Below are 15,911 nucleotides of genomic sequence, written 5' to 3' on the forward strand. Positions count from 1 at the left end.
AGCAACTCAAATCATCAGAATGAAATCAAGAAAATTGGCACTGGTAATCACGCTTCTCACCTTCTGTCTCATCCTGCTCGGTGGTATTGTGCATGGGACTGACTCGAGCCTTGCCTGCCCCGACTGGCCTCTCTGTTACGGAAGTCTCTTCCCCGAGATGAAAGGGAACATCGCTGTTGAACACGGTCACCGTCTGCTGGCTGCGATGGTCGGCCTGTTGACGATTATCTTGGCCGTTTTTCTGAGACAAGAATTCCCAAACAACAGAGGGCTCCACCGACTTGGCCTAGCTGCCCTCTTTCTCGTAATCTTTCAGGGGGTCCTGGGTGGAATCACCGTCCTCTACAAACTGTCCGATCTCGTCTCAACCGCCCATCTCGGAATGTCGATGATCTTTTTTTCAACGCTACTCCTGATAGTTTTAACTTTAAGGAGTCCTAAAAGTTTTTCTGAGGCGAGGAAGGGTACGCCCCCGTCAACTCAGTTTATAAAACTCATGATCGCCCTCCTTTTTCTTCAGATTCTCCTCGGCGCCTTTGTCCGCCACAGCGGATCGGGTCTCCTCTGCCCTGATATACCGATGTGCTACGGTTCCTGGTGGCCGATCGACAGTTGGGGTCGTCAGATCCATATGCTGCATCGGTTGATGGCGGTTGTCCTCCTCCTGCTTTCAATCCCCCTCCCCTTTCTTTATTGGAAAATAAGCGATGACCTGACAAAGGCAGTCCTTTCGGCAATCCCGCTACTTCTCCTCTCTCAAACTGTTCTGGGAATCTTGAGTATTCAAATGCTGCTTGGATTGATCCCGTTGACAGCCCATCTCGCCATTGCCGTATTGCTCATTGGAAGCCTCATGACGGCCCACGAAAGGCTCAGATGATTCTGGATCTCCCGTCTCTGTCGGGGAAGGTATCGGATCTCTGGGCCCTCACGAAGCCGCGCATTACCTTTCTTGTCCTGTTAACGACGGCCGCCGGCCTCGGAATATCCCCCCTCCCCCTTGACCGCTCCCTCCTCATAATGACACTTGCGGGAACCGCCCTCCTTGTCGGCGCCGCGAATGCCCTCAACATGTATCTGGAGAGGGATGTCGATGCGCTCATGGAGAGGACGATGGATCGCCCCCTCCCTGCCAAGAGGCTTTCTCCTCAGATCGCCCTTTGGATGGGGATTTTTTTTGCAATCTGCTCAACCGTCCTGTTGTTCAAACAGGTCAACCAGCTGACCGCCTTGCTTGGCCTGACCGCCTTTATCAGTTACGTCTTGTTTTATACACCTCTTAAAAGGCGGAGCCTCGTAGCCCTCTTCATAGGGGCGATTCCAGGGGCAATCCCACCCCTTATGGGATGGACCGCAGCAACCGGCTCGATCAGCGGACCTGGATTGGTCCTCTTCTTCATCCTCTTCCTGTGGCAGATCCCTCACTTCCTGGCGATCGCCCTTCTTTATAAGGAGGAATATGCGAAGGGGGGGATCCGGATCCTGCCGCTGGAGGCAGGCAATGAGGAGACGAAGAGGTGGATCGTGCGTTACTCCATTGGGTTAGTGGCGATCAGCCTCTATCCGAATCTGTTGGGCATAGCCGGCCCTCTTTACTTCACGGTCGCCTCCCTGACCGGTCTCCTCTTTCTATGGATTGCCCTCTCCGGAATAAAAAAAAGGGCCTTGAGGCCTTGGGCCAGAACCCTTTTCTTTGCCTCGGTTATCTACCTTCCGGTGTTGTTGATCACCCTCGTTATTGGAAAATAAGACTATCGATTGATATGGATTGTCACTGTATTGTCGTTGCTATTCGCAACCGCCAAGTCGAGCGCCCCGTCTCCGTCAAAATCACCGATTTCAACACCAGTGGGTTGATCTCCAACCGTTAAAAGGGCTTGGGTATCAAAGGTACAATTCCCCTTATTCAAAAAGATGGAGATAGTATCATCTATTGTGTTTTTACCGGCAATATCCAGATCACCATCCCCATCAAGATCGGCACAAACATTGGCGCTCGCTCCATTACCTGCCGTTAATGTAGTGCTTTCTGAAAAACTGCCACTCCCATTATTTTTGACCACAGAAATGGTGGTCCCCGCCCCCTGATTAGCGTTGCCGGCAAACAGGTCCTCATCTCCATCGGCATCGCAGTCACAGCTAACAACACTTAAAGGGCGGGCCCCTACAGAGACGGTGGAGCTACTCCCGCATGTCAAGTTTCCACTACAGGAAAAAACTGTCAGACTGTTCGCCCCGGCCCCTCCATTCGCAACAGCAATATCGAGATCCCCGTCGTTATCAAAATCGGCCATCGTAATTAAATTGGGTCCCGTCAATCCTGTGAGCGTTGATGTAACTGTAAAAGTGCCGCTGCCGTTGTTGGACAAGAGGGAAACGGTATTCCCATCCTCATTCGTTACCGCTAAATCAAGATCTCCATCATTATCCAGATCGCCGGGCATCACAATAAAAGGGGCATCCCCCACGGTAACATTAGTAGCGGTTCCAAATGAGCCCGAACCATTGCCGAGCAAAATCGAGATGCTGTCACCCGCATCATTGGCTGTCACCAGATCCAGGTTTCCACTCCCATCAAAATCCCCCGTGGCAATACCAAATGGTCCCAGCCCAACATTGAAATTAGTACCACCCCCAAAGGTTCCATCACCATTTCCAAAATAACAGGTGATCGTTGTCCCAAGATTGTTGTTATAATTGGTGCAGCAAAGATCATGACGAGAATCCCCGGTATAATCTCCGACGGCACAGCGACGTGGCTCGACCCCTCCCGCCACTAAGGTAGCAGTTCGGCTAAAGTTTGTCCCTCCTGTTCCCCTTACAAAGAGGTTTGTTCCATTGGCCACTTCAGTTTTATCAATCGTATTGTCAGCGTCTCGATCCGTCGTTGAATTGTCACTCGTTGGGTTGAGACCTTGGGTAGGCCTAAGCAGGGCTGTTACATTTCGGGTACAGAGTGTTGAATTCTTGCAGGTACACCAGGTCCATCCATGAGCACTGACAAAAGGTTTTTGTCTGAAGAGGCACTCCTTCCAATCATTGATAGAATCCCCATCGGCATCATTCAAGACAAATGTTGTTGAATCGCTTTTAGAGCCTTCTGTAACCGTATAAACAACTTCAATATCGGCCTTCGTTGTTGAATTAGTCGGGATCGTCGTGTTGCCACTTGAAAGCTTGAGTTCTCTCGTGCCGGTGTCAAAGGTAAGGCCTGTTTCGGTCGATAATCCGGTCATTGAATAGGTCAATGTCGCACCACTCGTTGAGGCAGTTCCTGCCGGCATCGTAATGGTGGTAAACGCCTCTCCAGGGACAATACCGAGCGTATTTGTAGTGGTATTTGTAACTGCTGTTCGCACCGTGGTAGCCGTCGGTGCATCCGGGGTCCCTGAACTGCCGCTGCCGCCATTATCCCCGCCTCCCCCTCCTCCACCTCCCCCAGAACTCTCAGAACTAGAAGTGCTTCCCCCGTCATCAAGGGAGGCGGCACATCCCATCAGAAGTGACAAGAAAAACGCCAACCAAACTGGAAAAAGTCGGAAAATGTAAAGCTGAGACCTTCTCTTCATGATACCGATGGATTCTATAGTAAATCCCCCCGACGTGGTACCGGAATTTAGTCAGGCAACCACCTCTCTGGCAAGTAAGAATATCACTGCCATGAGCAGTGCAGCAAGACAAAAAGGGGCGGCATACCATCGGTCATAAAGGAAACCGGCGATGAGCGGCCCTATAAACCGCCCCAGACTTGCACCGGATTGAAAGGTCCCCATCACGGCGCCCCTCAGGTGGGGGCCTGAACTCTTGGAGGCAAGACTGAGCAAAGAGGGAAAGACAATCCCTCGGCCAAGAGAACCCAAGCAAAGCGGAATGAGAAGAAGAATGACCCAGGGGACATGCGGACTGACCAGATAAGAGAAAACCAGAATGAGGGAGCCGGCCAAAACCAGCTTTTTCTCTCCAATCCTCTCAGAAAGGGGACGAATCAATCCCCCCTGAACCGCCATCATCACACAAGCCATCAAAACGATCACATAACTCACCTGGCGAACATCATAACCAAAACGATCTCTCATAAAAAAAGCAAAGATCGATTCCAACTGGTTGACGGAGAGGGTGAAGAGAAAATGGATGAGACAGAGCCAAAAAACCGGTTTCTGTCTTAAAACCTTCTGTGGAAGCGGATCCGGAATATGATGATGACGTGGCGGCTCTTGCAAGACAAAAAAGGAATAGATCAGATTGATCAAATTTAATAAGGCGGCGGTCAAAATCGGGACCGAATATCCATAGGGGGCGAGCGCCCCACCAAGGGCGGGTCCCAAAAGAAAACCGATCCCAAAGGCAACCCCAATGAGCCCCATACCGACCATCCGCTCCTTCTCAGAGGTCAGGTCGGTCATCATTGCATTGGCGACACTGATGTTGGCAGCAAAAAAACCGCCCAGGGACCTCGCCAGAAGCAAGGACCAAAAACCGTTTGCCGATGCCATGAGGATAAGGGAAAGTGCGGACCCGGTGATCGTTATCAGAAGGATCCGTTTTCTCCCCCACCGGTCAGAGAGCCTTCCCCAAAACGGCGAGAAAAAAAACTGCATCCCCGAATAGGACATTAAGAGGAAACCAAGGCGGGTGGCACTCGCACCAAACTCAGCTGCGTAAAACGGAAGGATCGGGACAACAACACCGAAACCGATGAGATCAAGCGCCACAACACTGAAAAGAATGAATCGAGAACGCCTTAAAGGAGAGGGCGTTGACATAGGGGAACGGTTTATGTCATCGAAGATCCCGTGAGGCAAGCAATACCTGCACTTTTTACCCTCCTCATCTTGTTGTTACCTCTCTCTTGCGATAAACCACTCCCCGTCTTCGGGCCCGTTTCTGATTTTAGCTTAACAGACCAGAGGGGGCGAACGATTGTGAACACGGATCTCGCTGGCACAACCTGGATTGCCAATTTTGTCTACACACGCTGCTCTGATATCTGTCCCATGCTCATGCAGAAGATGTCAGGCCTTCAGGACTTGATACAGAAGAGAGGCTGGCACAATCTGAAGCTCGTTACCTTCTCCGCTGATCCGTTGAATGACACGCCGGAGACGTTAAAGGCGTATGGCGACCGTTTCGGAGTCGACGATTCAGAATGGCTTCTTTTGACCGGCCCCCTGGAGGAGGTTGAGAAATCAGTTATTCGGGGATTCAAAATAACGATGCTAAAACAATCAACCGATCTCAATTCGTTCAGCATCCTCCACGGCGACCAGTTCGTCCTCGTTGACGCCCACGGAAAGATCCGCGGATACTATTCTCAAAGTGATATGCAAAAGCTGGAAAAAGGGATTGAACAATTACTGAGGGAATAAATGGACAACGGCACTCTCCTGGCCACACTCAATGCCTCCCTCAACGGCCTCTCGGCCTTGCTGTTACTGATGGGCCTTTGGGCCATTAAAAAGAAAAAGGTCCTTTTCCATCGAGCCTGTATGATCAGTGCTTTTTCCGTTTCGGTCCTTTTTCTTATCTCTTACCTGACCCGATTTTACCTAACCGGCGTGCATCGATTTCCTGAAGAGGGACTTATAAAAAAGATTTATCTGACAATCCTTTTCTCACATACCTGTTTGGCAGCGATGACACCGTTCCTCGCACTTCGTACCCTATTTTTGGCCTGGAAGAAAAATTTCACCGCCCATCGTCGAATAGCCCGAATCACCTATCCAATCTGGTTGTATGTCTCTGTAACAGGGGTGGTGGTCTATTGGATGCTGTATCATTAATCTAACAAGCAGCAATTTCTCGATAAAGATAGGCCGTCGACCGAATCCCCTTCTCGAAATCAGCAAGGCTCAAACTTTCATCCTCCCCATGGGCGTTGCAAGGAGGGTCCTCAAGCCCTAAAAGAAGTGAAGGAAGGTTTCCAAACACCTCCTGAAAGTAATGGACAAACGGGATACTCCCACCGCAACCGATCAGAACAGGCTCTCGCCCAAAACCTTTTGAGAGCGCCCGTCGCGCGGCATCAAAGTAGGGGCCTTGGGGAACTGTCTTCCAGTAAGGAGCAACCTGAACCGGCCGAACATGAAGTTCCGCACCAAAAGGGAGATTTCTTTGAAGATGCTCCCCGAGCAGCAACTGAATCTTTACGGGGTTCTGGTTCGGAACGGTGCGACAGGAGATGATCGCCTCAGCAGAAGGCACAATCTGATTGGGTGCCCCTTCAAGCCTGGAACCCTCAACGGCAAGGACCGACAAGGTCGGCCGGCTCCAAAGACTCTCATAAGGGCTCCGCGTTGCATCTCCAATCAGGCGAAGACCTTTAACCGCCCCACCCTCTTGGAGAAAATTCTTTTTATTCCATGGGAGGCTTGCCAACTGTTGCCTTTCCCAATTCGACAACTCTTGAACGTCATTGTAAAAACCTTTTACGAGCACCTTCCCCTGATCATCCATCAGAGAGGCAAGTAGTTTAGAGAGGACCATCGGGGCATCCGGCAATAGTCCCCCCCACATCCCGCTATGAACGGGTCCCCGAAGTGTCCGAACTCTGACATGAACAGAGGCCAAACCGCGTAACGAGTAGGTCAACGACGGAAGTCCCGTCTCCAGATTGGAACAGTCAGTCAGGCAAAGGAGATCTGATCTCAATCTTTTTTGATATCTCTTCAAAAAACGAACAAGCGTCCGGGAGCCAGACTCCTCATCCCCCTCAACAACAAACTTTATATTGACCGGAAGTTGTCCCACGGTCTTCAGATAGGCTGAAATCGCCGCCAGATGGATGACAATTCCCGATTTGTCATCGACCGTTCCACGACCATAAAGCCGCCCCTTGCGAACAACCGGTTTAAAAGGGTCAGAGCTCCACCTCAATTCATCTCCGACCGGCTGGACATCATGGTGGGCATAAAGAAAAAGCGTTGGCTTCCCAACGCCCGCCTTTAACCATTCCCCGTAAACGTAAGGTGGTCCTCCTTTAAACGGAATCACCTCCACCCTCTCAAGACCGGCCTCTTTCATGAAACGGGCCGTTAACCGCACCGATCGATCAATCTCTCCCCAGTTTGATTCAAAACGGCTGATGCTGGGAATTTTACAGAGGTCAATCAGTTGGGCACAAAATCGTTTTTGATTTTTCTCAATATAAGAAAGGACGTCCATCGAGCCACCCACTCTTAAACAGCCAGATGATCCGGTTTCACTGCCGCTGTAACCCCTTTGCGTGGCGAACTTCCTGCCACCTCGGGCTCCTTTTCCTGGCAGACCTTTAAAAAAGAGGCTGCCTTGGAGATCCATTCCTTGGCGATCGCCTCATCGACCGTCTTCTTTCGCAGCCCCTGTATCGATCGATGAAAATTGTTCCACTCCGGAAACATCCCACGCGCCACAAACTGATTCTCAAATTCGTGAGTTGTCTCGATGTCATTAAAAGTGGCAACGAGCCAATGATAAAGTAACCCGTTGGCTGACTTCACAATCGACTCATACGCCTTGTTGGAAGCACCAATAAAGTCACTGTGACTCAAGAGGGCCCTTGCTGTCTCCAGTGGTTTTCCCCCATCGCTCACCTGGGGTGTAACGTCCTCCCTCATCTGGCCGGCACATTCTCCAATAACCCCCTTTTGCAAAGCGAACTCCTGCTGACTTTCCCAATCGACGTAGAAGTCAGATCGATCCTTGTAGAGAGGAATTTTGAGAAAGTCCCCCAGAAGCTTCACCACCGCCTCCTTGCCGAGCCGCCCATAAAAATCATTGAATCCTTCCGCTGACCCCCTCTTTTCAGAAAAATGACGAACGAGTCGTATGACGGCGTCTGGAATATTCCTGGATGGGATCTGACAGATAGGGGTCGCCATCTCCGTATCACACCCATAATTTCCGCCCAACACCAATTGGAAGGCAGGTGCCGTATGACCATTGACTGAAATGGCTCCACCATAGAATCCGATATTTGCAATATGGTGCTGCCCGCAGGAGTTGGGGCAACCGCTGATCTTGATTCTTAAAGATCGGGCCGCCTCGGCAATTTTTCCGTCTTCCTTGTACAACCTTTCCTCAAGAACCCTTGCGAGCCCCATGGAAGAGGTAATGCCGAGCCGGCAGGAATCGGTGCCGGGACAGGAGGTCACATCATAGATTGTCTGGGCATCGGGATCTGCCATACCGATATTCTTGAGTTCCTGATAGATTGCGGGCAGATCCTGATTTCTCGCCCAGCGAATCAGAAGATTTTGGTGGACCATCGTTCGTAGCTTTCCACCAACATACTTTCGGAGAAGTGTGGCCAGTTGCCGCATCTCTTTTGGCTTCATGTCACCCGTGCGGAGTTTCACCTCTACCATTGAGTAACCCGATTGTTTCTGGGGAGTAACATTTGTTTTTTTCCAAACAAGGAAGTCAGCCCCCCCCTCTTGCCGCTGTGGACCGGCCTTGGGAAGTTGGAGGGAGGGGGGAGTCCGTGGCGGTCTCTCCTCCCATTCTTGAATATGTTTTAGATAATCGTTCGATTCTTGTGGGAGCTGAACTGTTTTAATTTCGTTCTGTACCATCTCACGAAATTTTTCAAAACCCCACTTCTCAATCAAAAATTTCATGCGGGCCTTCATCCGGACCTTTCTCTCTCCATAACGGTCAAAGACCCGAAGGACCGCCTCAGAAAACCGGAGCAGATCTTCAACGGGCAAAAAATCAAAAAATTTTGATGCAACAACCGGATACGAACCGAGTCCGCCTCCCACATAAACCTCAAACCCACGCCTCAAAACCGTTCCCTCTTTGCGAACCCTCGCAATCAATCCAATCTCATGAATCTTGGGAATTGCGGTAAAACGCCCTCCCCCGTCAAATGCTACCTTGAACTTGCGCGGAAGATTCTGGCAGATCGGGTTTCTGAGGAGATGATAAGTAAAGGCATGGGCGTATGGAGTGACATCAAACGCCTCCTCCGGATCGACACCGGCCGATGGCGACGCTGTCACATTTCGGACCGTATTACCGCATGCCTCGCGAGTTGTCAGCCCGACACGCGCCAACTGACGCATCATCTCCGGCGTGTTCGGCAACTTAACGAAATGGATCTGGATATCCTGCCGGGTTGTTACATGGGCATTGTTTCCGGCAATCGTCTCAGCCAAGTTGGCGACACACTCAATCTGCTCCGCATTGAGTCGCCCCAAGGGTATCTTGATCCGGATCATCTGGACGCCGGACTGTCGTTGCCCGTAGATACCATGCTGAAGACGAAACCGCTGAAACGACTCCTGACCGATCTCTCCCGACAAAAACTTTTTTACGGCCTCTTCGTAATGGTCAATCTCCCGGGCAATTTCATCTGTAAAAGGGATTGGAGAGGAGAGTGATTTGAGTGTTTCCTGATCAAGAGAGGCCATAACGTCAGGGGATAGTAGGTGATCATCGAGAGGGCGTCAAGCAAGAGGAGAGTCGGGCCGGCCGGATTTGAACCGGCGACCACCTGCACCCCAAGCAGGTGCGCTACCAGGCTGCGCTACGGCCCGATGACCAATCAATGCTCTCTTTTCATTTCCGCCACAGCGCCCCTGCTTGGGGTTCCCCCAAGCGCACTAGGCATTTTTTCTACCAATGCTCCAGATTGCTCTCGATCGCACCACCGTAACGATCCGCTGGATCGTTACTTTAATTCCCCACAGCAATCGACTACCAGGCTGCGCTACGGCCCGAGTGAAAAAATTATCCGTTGTTCTTGTTTAAGGCCGCCTTGAGCACCTGACTGGGCCGGAAGGTCAGGACGGTACGGGCTGAAATTTCAATCTCTTCGCCCGTCTGGGGATTACGACCGATCCGGGGTCGTTTCTTGCGAACAACAAAATTCCCAAAACCTGAAATTTTTATCTTCTCCCCCTTCTCAAGAGTTTCCTTCATCGAGCCGAGCACCATCTCGACAATCTCAGCTGACTCCTTCTTGGAGAAGCCTATTTTTGAGTAGATACTTTCGATTATTTCCGCCTTGGTCAACGTCCCGGCCGGAAACACCTCATTCGTTTCATCGGATGTCTGCATGGAATTCCCTTCTGACGGATTCTAGGATCCGTCCCCAGGCCTCACTGATCTCCTCTTCGGTCAATGTTCGATCCGGACGACCGAGAAGGAGCGAAAAAGCAAGGCTCTTCTTCCCCTCTGAAATCTGATCTCCCTTATAATAGTCAAAGACCCTCACTCGCTGTACCAAGCTCTCCTTCTGCTCCCTTAAAAATCCAAGGATTTTCTCTGCTGGAATCGCTTCATCAACCAAGAGAGAAAGATCCCTTTCAACAAGAGGAACCCTCGGATAAGGACTATAGTATGTTGTTTTTTGGGCAAAATCCAAGAATTTTCTCAAAAAAATTTCCCCCAGGACAGCCCCCTTGCTGAGAGCGAATCCCTCAATACGGGAGGGATGGAGCTCACCGATCCAGCCAATCTCCTCCCCGGCCAGAGAGAGTCTCGCTGATTTGCCGGGAAGCAGGAGGGGGTGAGAGGCCGCTTCAAAGTTGGCCTCTAGCCGCCGAAGCCCAAAGACCCCTTCAATAACCCCTTTGGCATCAAAGTAGTCAACCTCCTTACGTCGATCATTGAGGCGTCCCCCAAGCGAAGAACCACTCATGACAAACCCCAACGCAGGCGCCTCTCTCGTCTCTCTCCCCTCACGCCAGAAGACAGTTCGGAGCTCGTAGAGACGCATATCAAACATCCGGTTCAAGTGATGAAATGAGAGGGTCTTCAGAAGGGAGGGAATAAGGGTCGGCCTGAGCAGTGAATCATGAGCCCCAAGCGGGTTGGCAAGGGGAACGGCGCGACCCAAGAGGGTTGGGTCATAATCAAGATCCCCGGGGGAGAGAAACGACATGTGGATCGACTCGTAGAAACCAAGCTCAACCATTCTCCTCTTGATCTCTTTAATCAGGGAGCGGTCGGCTGAGCGTTTTTTCATGACGATCACCTGGGGGTAGGTCAGCGGAATTTTGTTGTACCCTCCAAGGCGGGCCACCTCCTCAACCAGATCTTCGGAGAATTGCAAATCTCCCCGGTAGGAAGGGATCTCCCAAGAGGATCCTTTTGGTTTAAGATGGAGCCGCTTGAGATACTTTTTTACATCGGGAGAAGACCACGTCCCTCCCAATTTTTCTTCTACAGAAGAGGGATCAAGGGAAATCAGCCTTCGCCGGATCTTGCGCGGATAACGATCGACCCAATCTCTTGAGGCCACTCCGCCGGCCAGTTCAAGGATCATCTCCGTTGCCCGATTCAAGGCATTAATCACCCCTTCCGGATCGACCCCTCTCTCAAAACGGTAGGATGAGTCCGAGGAGAGACCAAGTCGGCGGGAACTTTGTCGGATCCAATGGGGATTAAAGAAGGCGCTTTCCAAAACAATATGCCGTGTTCTTTCGCTCACCTCGGAATTTTTTCCGCCCATGAGACCGGCCACGGCAATCCCTTCACGAAGATCCGCAATGAGAAGATCTTCCTCCTTCAATTCACGCCGTTTGCCGTCCAACGTTTCAAAGACTTCTCCTCTCCTGGCCTTTCGGATGATAATCTGGGCTTTTCCCTTCCCCTCGATTTTTTGCAGATCGAAGGCATGGAGAGGCTGTCCGCACTCCAGCATGACATAATTAGTCAGATCGACCACGTTATTCACACTGCGAAGGCCGACCTGTTCCAGGCGTTTCACAAGCCAGGAGGGACTTGGCCCGACGGTGAGATTCCGGATGACACGTGCCGTGTACCGTGGACACCCCTCAGGGTTTTTTAAATCGACACTTAAGAAATCATTGACAGAAAACAGATCCCCCTTCTTCTTGGGAATCGATCGCCGACGCCTCTCACAAAGTGAAGAGCCCAAAAGAGCGCTTACCTCCCTGGCAATCCCAAGAAGAGACAAACAATCCCCCCGATTAGGCGTTACATTGATCTCCAGGACCGGATCCCCTTCCTTGTCCAAAATTTGTTCCACTTCCAATCCCGCATAGGTCAGTTTTTCCGCGAGCGCCTCTGCCTTGAGACGAATCGGCACAATCTCCTTTAGCCATGAAAGGGGAACCTTCATCCAAACTGCTCCAAGAAACGAAGGTCATTCTCAAAAAACATCCGGATATCCGGTATTCTGTATTTGAGCATCGCCAGCCGCTCGATCCCCATACCAAAAGCGAAGCCGGTCAGTTTTTTCGATGAATACCCCACATTGTTGAAAAGGTTCGGGTGAACCATGCCACAACCGATCACCTCCAACCAGTCCCCTTTTTTCCAGGCGATATCCACTTCTGCTGATGGTTCTGTAAAAGGAAAATAACTTGGCCTGAATCGGATCTCGGTCCCTTCTCCGAAAAAGAGATCAAGAAATTTGACTACAACTCCCTTGAGATCGGAGAATCGAATCCCCTCATCCACCACGAGTCCTTCCACCTGATGAAACATCGGCGTATGGGTCATGTCGGAATCTCTTCGATAGACAACCCCCGGAGCGATCATTCGAATGGGTGGCTTTTGTTTTTTCATGACACGAATCTGGACAGGAGAGGTATGGGTTCTTAAAAGTAACTGCTCCCCCCGCCCCTCTGAGTTGACATAAAACGTATCTTGCATGTCCCGTGCCGGATGGTTCTTTGGAATATTCAGCGCCTCAAAATTGTAGTAATCAGACTCGATCTCCGGCCCTTCATGGACCTCAAACCCCATCGTCTGAAAAATTGCTTCGACCTCTTCTAAAACCTGACTGATCGGGTGGAGCGCACCACGGTGCAAATCGGTTCCGGGCAGGGTGACATCAATCGTCTCCCGCCGGGCCTTTGCCTCCTGCCCTTCCCTCTTGAATCGCTCCAGAATGGAACGGCATTCCTCCTCGATTCTGACCTTGAGACGATTCGCCTCCGCACCCACAACGGGACGGCTTTCCTCAGGCAATGAACGAAGGGAGTGAAGAACGTCTGAAAGCTCCCCCTTCTTTCCGAGAAACCGTGCCTTTAGTTGAAGGAGCTCCTGGAGTGACTTGACTTCAAGGATTTCCTGACCAAACTTTTCTTCGACTGTCTTGAGATCGATCATTTAAGAAGATGCGTCAACCACTGCCTTAAACGCCTTAGGATCATGAATCGCCAGCTCCGAGAGCATCTTTCTGTTGATCGCAATCCCCGCCTTGTTCAACTGACCGATCAGACGGGCATAGGAGAGACCATGCTCTTTGGCAGCCGCTCCCAATCGGACGACCCAGAGGCTCCTGAAATCTCTCTTTCGCATCCGTCGATGAATATAGGCATACCGTCCAGCCCTTTTCACCGCCTCGGTCGCCTGACGAACCAGACGTGACTTGGCTCCTCGAAATCCTTTCGCCCTTTTCAAAATCCGGTTGATGCGGCGCCGGGTTTTAAATCCGCCTTTTGCTCTAGCCATACGGTAGTAACCTCCTCAATGCCTTTTCTTGAGTCCAGTGGACCATGCCGGATTGGCGCAGTCTCCTTTTTCTCTTTCGTGTTTTTGATGTCATAATGTGACGATGAAACGGTTTCCCTCGCTTGAATCGGCCCGAGGCGGTGACTTTGAACCTCTTTCTCGCCGCTTTTTTTGTCCTCAGTTTTGGCATACTAAAATTCCTTTCTTAATATATTCTATTAGTGAGGCGAGAGAATCATAATCATCATCCTCCCCTCCATCTGCGGTGCCATCTCAACCTTGCCGACCTCCTTGATCTCCTCCATCACACGGCTCATCAAGTTATGTCCCTGTCCGGTATAGGCCATCTCCCTTCCCCGAAAAACAATCGTCACCTTCGCCTTGTTTCCCTCCTCAAGAAACCTCTTGAGATGCCTGACTTTAAACTGAAAATCATGTTCATCGGTCGCCGGCCTCATTTTAACTTCCTTCAAGTGAATGATTACCTGCTTTTTCTTCGCATCGTGGGCCTTTTTTTTCTGCGTGTACTTGTACTTCCCATAATCAAGGATCTTGCAGACTGGCGGTTTTGCCGTCGGTGAGATCTCAACCAGATCCAGACCTGCCTCCTCGGCTCGCAAAAGCGCTTCCTGCGTTTTCATGATCCCCAGCGGCTCACCACCACTTCCAATCAGTCTGACCTCAGGAACCCTGATTCGATAATTGACCCGCGGTTCCTTTTGTCGCGGATCTCTATTAAAGTACGCCATTGACCTCCTTATTTTTCACGATCTCTTCGAGATGCCTGATCGCCTGCTCCGTCGGGAGAGCACCCAAATCTCCCTCACGACGGCTTCGAACACTGACGGTCCCTGATTCTTTCTCCCGTTTTCCTATCACAAAGATATAAGGGATCTTCTGCAACTCAGCATTCCTGATCTTTCCACCCAATTTTTCGTTACGATAATCCTCTTCAATACGAAACCGCTGGCCTCTTAACTTTTCAGCCACTTCTCGGGCATACGGAATCTGATCCTCAGCGACCGCCAGAACCGCCACCTGCACCGGAGCGAGCCAAGCAGGAAATGCCCCTGCATAATGTTCAATCAAGACCCCAAGAAACCTCTCCAGAGAGCCCAAGAGCGTCCGATGGATCATGATCGGCTGCTGACGGCTCCCATCCTCGGCCACATATTCCAGATCAAACCTCTTGGGGAGATTAAAATCAATCTGGATCGTCGAGCATTGCCAGGCCCTATCCAGCACATCCTTGATCTTGATGTCAATCTTTGGACCGTAAAAAACCCCCTCTCCGGGGTCAATTTGATAGGCCGTTCCACGTCTCTCCAGGGTCTTTTTCAGCCCGGTTGTTGCCCTTTCCCAGTCTTCATCGGTTCCAACCGATTTTTCCGGCCTTGTGGAGAGCATCACCTCGTACTGGTCGAATCCAAACGTCTTGAGCATTGAAAAAACAAAATCGAGGACCTTTCCAACCTCCGTTTCGAGTTGGTCAGGACGGCAATAAAGATGGGCGTCATCCTGTGTAAAGCCACGAACCCGGAGGAGTCCATGCAGGACACCGGAGCGCTCATATCGATAAACGGTCCCCAATTCGGCCCAACGGAGAGGGAGTTCCCGATAACTCCGAAGACGACTCTTGTAGATGCTGTTATGGAAGGGGCAATTCATCGGTTTGAGTTGATACTCAATGCCCTCCATCTCCATCGCCGAGAACAGATAGTCCTTGTAAAAATCGAGATGCCCTGATTTTTTCCAAAGAGTCCTTCGAGCCACATGCGGTGTAAAAAGGATCTCATACCCCGCCTTCTCATGCGCCTCGCGCCAAAAATCCTCAATCACACGTCGGATCCGTGCCCCTTTTGGATGCCAAAGAACAAGACCAGCCCCCTCTTCATCCATTGTACTGAAGAGATCGAGCTCCCTTCCCAGCTTGCGATGATCACGCGCCTCGGCCTCTTTAAGACGATGAAGATACTGTTCCAGCTCCGCAGAAGAAAGAAAGGCGGTTCCGTAAATTCTCTGGAGCATCGGGTTCTTTTCATCCCCCCTCCAGTAGGCACCCGCAACGCTTAAAAGTTTGAACGCCTTGATCTCTCCTGTTGAACCAACGTGTGGTCCCTTGCAAAGATCAACCCAATCCCCATGCCGGTAGAGGGAGATCTCTTCACCCTCCGGAAGCCCCTCAATAATTTCCACTTTATATTTTTCCCCTTTGTTTCTGAAAAACTTCACCGCCTCTTCTCGACTCATCACGCTCCTCTTAAATGGAAGATCCTGGCCAACCAATTCACCCATCCTCTTTTCAATCTTCTGAAGGTCATCGGGGGTAAAAGGCTTTGAGGCATCAAAATCATAAAAAAAGCCGTTGTCGATAACCGGCCCGATCGTCACCTTTGTCCCAGGAAAAAGTTCCTGAACGGCAGAGGCCATCAGATGGGCCGCCGAATGGCGAATCCTCTCAATCGGATCATTTTCATGTCCTGGTCTGCAAACCATAATTCACT

Annotated in this window: 15 protein-coding genes and 1 tRNA gene; 4 read left to right on the plus strand and 12 right to left on the minus strand. The window is 50.9% G+C overall.

Annotation, left to right across the window (positions count from 1 at the left end; all coding sequences use genetic code 11):
• Positions 1–19: 19 nt before the first annotated feature.
• The gene (locus tag HYT77_08560) at positions 20–880 is read left to right on the plus strand and encodes a COX15/CtaA family protein (GenBank protein MBI2068047.1); all 861 of its coding nucleotides are present in this window, start codon (positions 20–22) and stop codon (positions 878–880) included.
• On the plus strand, positions 877–1,749 hold the full coding sequence (gene cyoE / locus HYT77_08565) for a protoheme IX farnesyltransferase (GenBank protein MBI2068048.1): 873 nt from the start codon (positions 877–879) through the stop codon (positions 1,747–1,749). The genes HYT77_08560 and cyoE overlap by 4 nt, the downstream gene beginning before the upstream one ends.
• A gap of 2 nt (positions 1,750–1,751) precedes the next feature.
• Here cyoE and HYT77_08570 read toward each other — a convergent pair whose 3' ends face one another.
• Together HYT77_08570 and HYT77_08575 are read right to left on the minus strand one after the other, a co-directional pair.
• Positions 1,752–3,569 (minus strand): VCBS repeat-containing protein, encoded by a 1,818-nt coding sequence (locus HYT77_08570; GenBank protein ID MBI2068049.1) that lies wholly within the window; start codon positions 3,567–3,569, stop codon positions 1,752–1,754.
• A gap of 51 nt (positions 3,570–3,620) precedes the next feature.
• On the minus strand, positions 3,621–4,763 hold the full coding sequence (locus HYT77_08575) for an MFS transporter (protein MBI2068050.1): 1,143 nt from the start codon (positions 4,761–4,763) through the stop codon (positions 3,621–3,623).
• A gap of 159 nt (positions 4,764–4,922) precedes the next feature.
• On the opposite strand from HYT77_08575, the gene HYT77_08580 reads away from it, so the two are divergent.
• Positions 4,923–5,366 (plus strand): SCO family protein, encoded by a 444-nt coding sequence (locus tag HYT77_08580; protein ID MBI2068051.1) that lies wholly within the window; start codon positions 4,923–4,925, stop codon positions 5,364–5,366.
• The gene (locus HYT77_08585) at positions 5,367–5,780 is read left to right on the plus strand and encodes a DUF420 domain-containing protein (protein ID MBI2068052.1); all 414 of its coding nucleotides are present in this window, start codon (positions 5,367–5,369) and stop codon (positions 5,778–5,780) included.
• Between the two features lies 1 nt (position 5,781).
• Here the strand turns inward: HYT77_08585 and HYT77_08590 are convergent, their stop codons facing one another.
• The 10 genes from HYT77_08590 to thrS all read right to left on the minus strand — a co-directional run bounded on the left by HYT77_08590 (position 5,782) and on the right by thrS (position 15,903).
• Positions 5,782–7,161: a M20/M25/M40 family metallo-hydrolase gene (locus HYT77_08590; protein MBI2068053.1), complete on the minus strand. Its 1,380-nt coding sequence runs from the start codon at positions 7,159–7,161 to the stop codon at positions 5,782–5,784.
• Between the two features lie 14 nt (positions 7,162–7,175).
• Complete coding sequence (locus tag HYT77_08595; GenBank protein ID MBI2068054.1) at positions 7,176–9,389, minus strand: nitrite/sulfite reductase; 2,214 nt, start codon at positions 9,387–9,389, stop codon at positions 7,176–7,178.
• A gap of 52 nt (positions 9,390–9,441) precedes the next feature.
• Positions 9,442–9,515: transfer RNA gene (locus tag HYT77_08600), tRNA-Pro, on the minus strand.
• A 193-nt stretch (positions 9,516–9,708) separates the two neighbouring features.
• A complete protein-coding gene (locus tag HYT77_08605; GenBank protein ID MBI2068055.1) occupies positions 9,709–10,038 on the minus strand; it encodes an integration host factor subunit alpha in 330 nt (109 codons plus the stop codon).
• On the minus strand, positions 10,022–12,067 hold the full coding sequence (locus HYT77_08610) for a phenylalanine--tRNA ligase subunit beta (GenBank protein MBI2068056.1): 2,046 nt from the start codon (positions 12,065–12,067) through the stop codon (positions 10,022–10,024). Before HYT77_08610 ends, HYT77_08605 begins: the two co-directional genes overlap by 17 nt.
• Complete coding sequence (pheS, locus tag HYT77_08615) at positions 12,064–13,062, minus strand: phenylalanine--tRNA ligase subunit alpha (GenBank protein ID MBI2068057.1); 999 nt, start codon at positions 13,060–13,062, stop codon at positions 12,064–12,066. Before pheS ends, HYT77_08610 begins: the two co-directional genes overlap by 4 nt.
• The gene (gene rplT, locus HYT77_08620; protein MBI2068058.1) at positions 13,063–13,407 is read right to left on the minus strand and encodes a 50S ribosomal protein L20; all 345 of its coding nucleotides are present in this window, start codon (positions 13,405–13,407) and stop codon (positions 13,063–13,065) included.
• Complete coding sequence (rpmI, locus tag HYT77_08625; GenBank protein MBI2068059.1) at positions 13,400–13,597, minus strand: 50S ribosomal protein L35; 198 nt, start codon at positions 13,595–13,597, stop codon at positions 13,400–13,402. Before rpmI ends, rplT begins: the two co-directional genes overlap by 8 nt.
• 28 nt (positions 13,598–13,625) lie before the next feature.
• Positions 13,626–14,156 carry a translation initiation factor IF-3 gene (infC, locus tag HYT77_08630; protein MBI2068060.1) on the minus strand — a complete coding sequence of 177 codons (531 nt, stop codon included), beginning with the start codon at positions 14,154–14,156 and terminating at the stop codon, positions 13,626–13,628.
• Positions 14,143–15,903 carry a threonine--tRNA ligase gene (gene thrS / locus HYT77_08635; GenBank protein MBI2068061.1) on the minus strand — a complete coding sequence of 587 codons (1,761 nt, stop codon included), beginning with the start codon at positions 15,901–15,903 and terminating at the stop codon, positions 14,143–14,145. The genes infC and thrS overlap by 14 nt, the downstream gene beginning before the upstream one ends.
• Positions 15,904–15,911 lie beyond the last annotated feature (8 nt).

The sequence above is a fragment of the Deltaproteobacteria bacterium genome, from assembly GCA_016180855.1.
Lineage (GTDB): Bacteria > UBA10199 > UBA10199 > JACPAL01 > JACPAL01 > JACPAL01.

Bases quoted from the DNA above. Each gene is read 5' to 3' on its own strand.
- HYT77_08560 (MBI2068047.1), top strand. From the start codon at position 20: ATGAAATCAAGAAAATTGGCACTGGTAATCACGCTTCTCACCTTCTGT.
- cyoE (MBI2068048.1), top strand. From the start codon at position 877: ATGATTCTGGATCTCCCGTCTCTGTCGGGGAAGGTATCGGATCTCTGG.
- HYT77_08570 (MBI2068049.1), bottom strand. From the start codon at position 3,569: ATGAAGAGAAGGTCTCAGCTTTACATTTTCCGACTTTTTCCAGTTTGG.
- HYT77_08575 (MBI2068050.1), bottom strand. From the start codon at position 4,763: ATGTCAACGCCCTCTCCTTTAAGGCGTTCTCGATTCATTCTTTTCAGT.
- HYT77_08585 (MBI2068052.1), top strand. From the start codon at position 5,367: ATGGACAACGGCACTCTCCTGGCCACACTCAATGCCTCCCTCAACGGC.
- HYT77_08590 (MBI2068053.1), bottom strand. From the start codon at position 7,161: ATGGACGTCCTTTCTTATATTGAGAAAAATCAAAAACGATTTTGTGCC.
- HYT77_08595 (MBI2068054.1), bottom strand. From the start codon at position 9,389: ATGGCCTCTCTTGATCAGGAAACACTCAAATCACTCTCCTCTCCAATC.
- HYT77_08605 (MBI2068055.1), bottom strand. From the start codon at position 10,038: ATGCAGACATCCGATGAAACGAATGAGGTGTTTCCGGCCGGGACGTTG.
- HYT77_08610 (MBI2068056.1), bottom strand. From the start codon at position 12,067: ATGAAGGTTCCCCTTTCATGGCTAAAGGAGATTGTGCCGATTCGTCTC.
- pheS (MBI2068057.1), bottom strand. From the start codon at position 13,062: ATGATCGATCTCAAGACAGTCGAAGAAAAGTTTGGTCAGGAAATCCTT.
- rplT (MBI2068058.1), bottom strand. From the start codon at position 13,407: ATGGCTAGAGCAAAAGGCGGATTTAAAACCCGGCGCCGCATCAACCGG.
- rpmI (MBI2068059.1), bottom strand. From the start codon at position 13,597: ATGCCAAAACTGAGGACAAAAAAAGCGGCGAGAAAGAGGTTCAAAGTC.
- infC (MBI2068060.1), bottom strand. From the start codon at position 14,156: ATGGCGTACTTTAATAGAGATCCGCGACAAAAGGAACCGCGGGTCAAT.
- thrS (MBI2068061.1), bottom strand. From the start codon at position 15,903: ATGGTTTGCAGACCAGGACATGAAAATGATCCGATTGAGAGGATTCGC.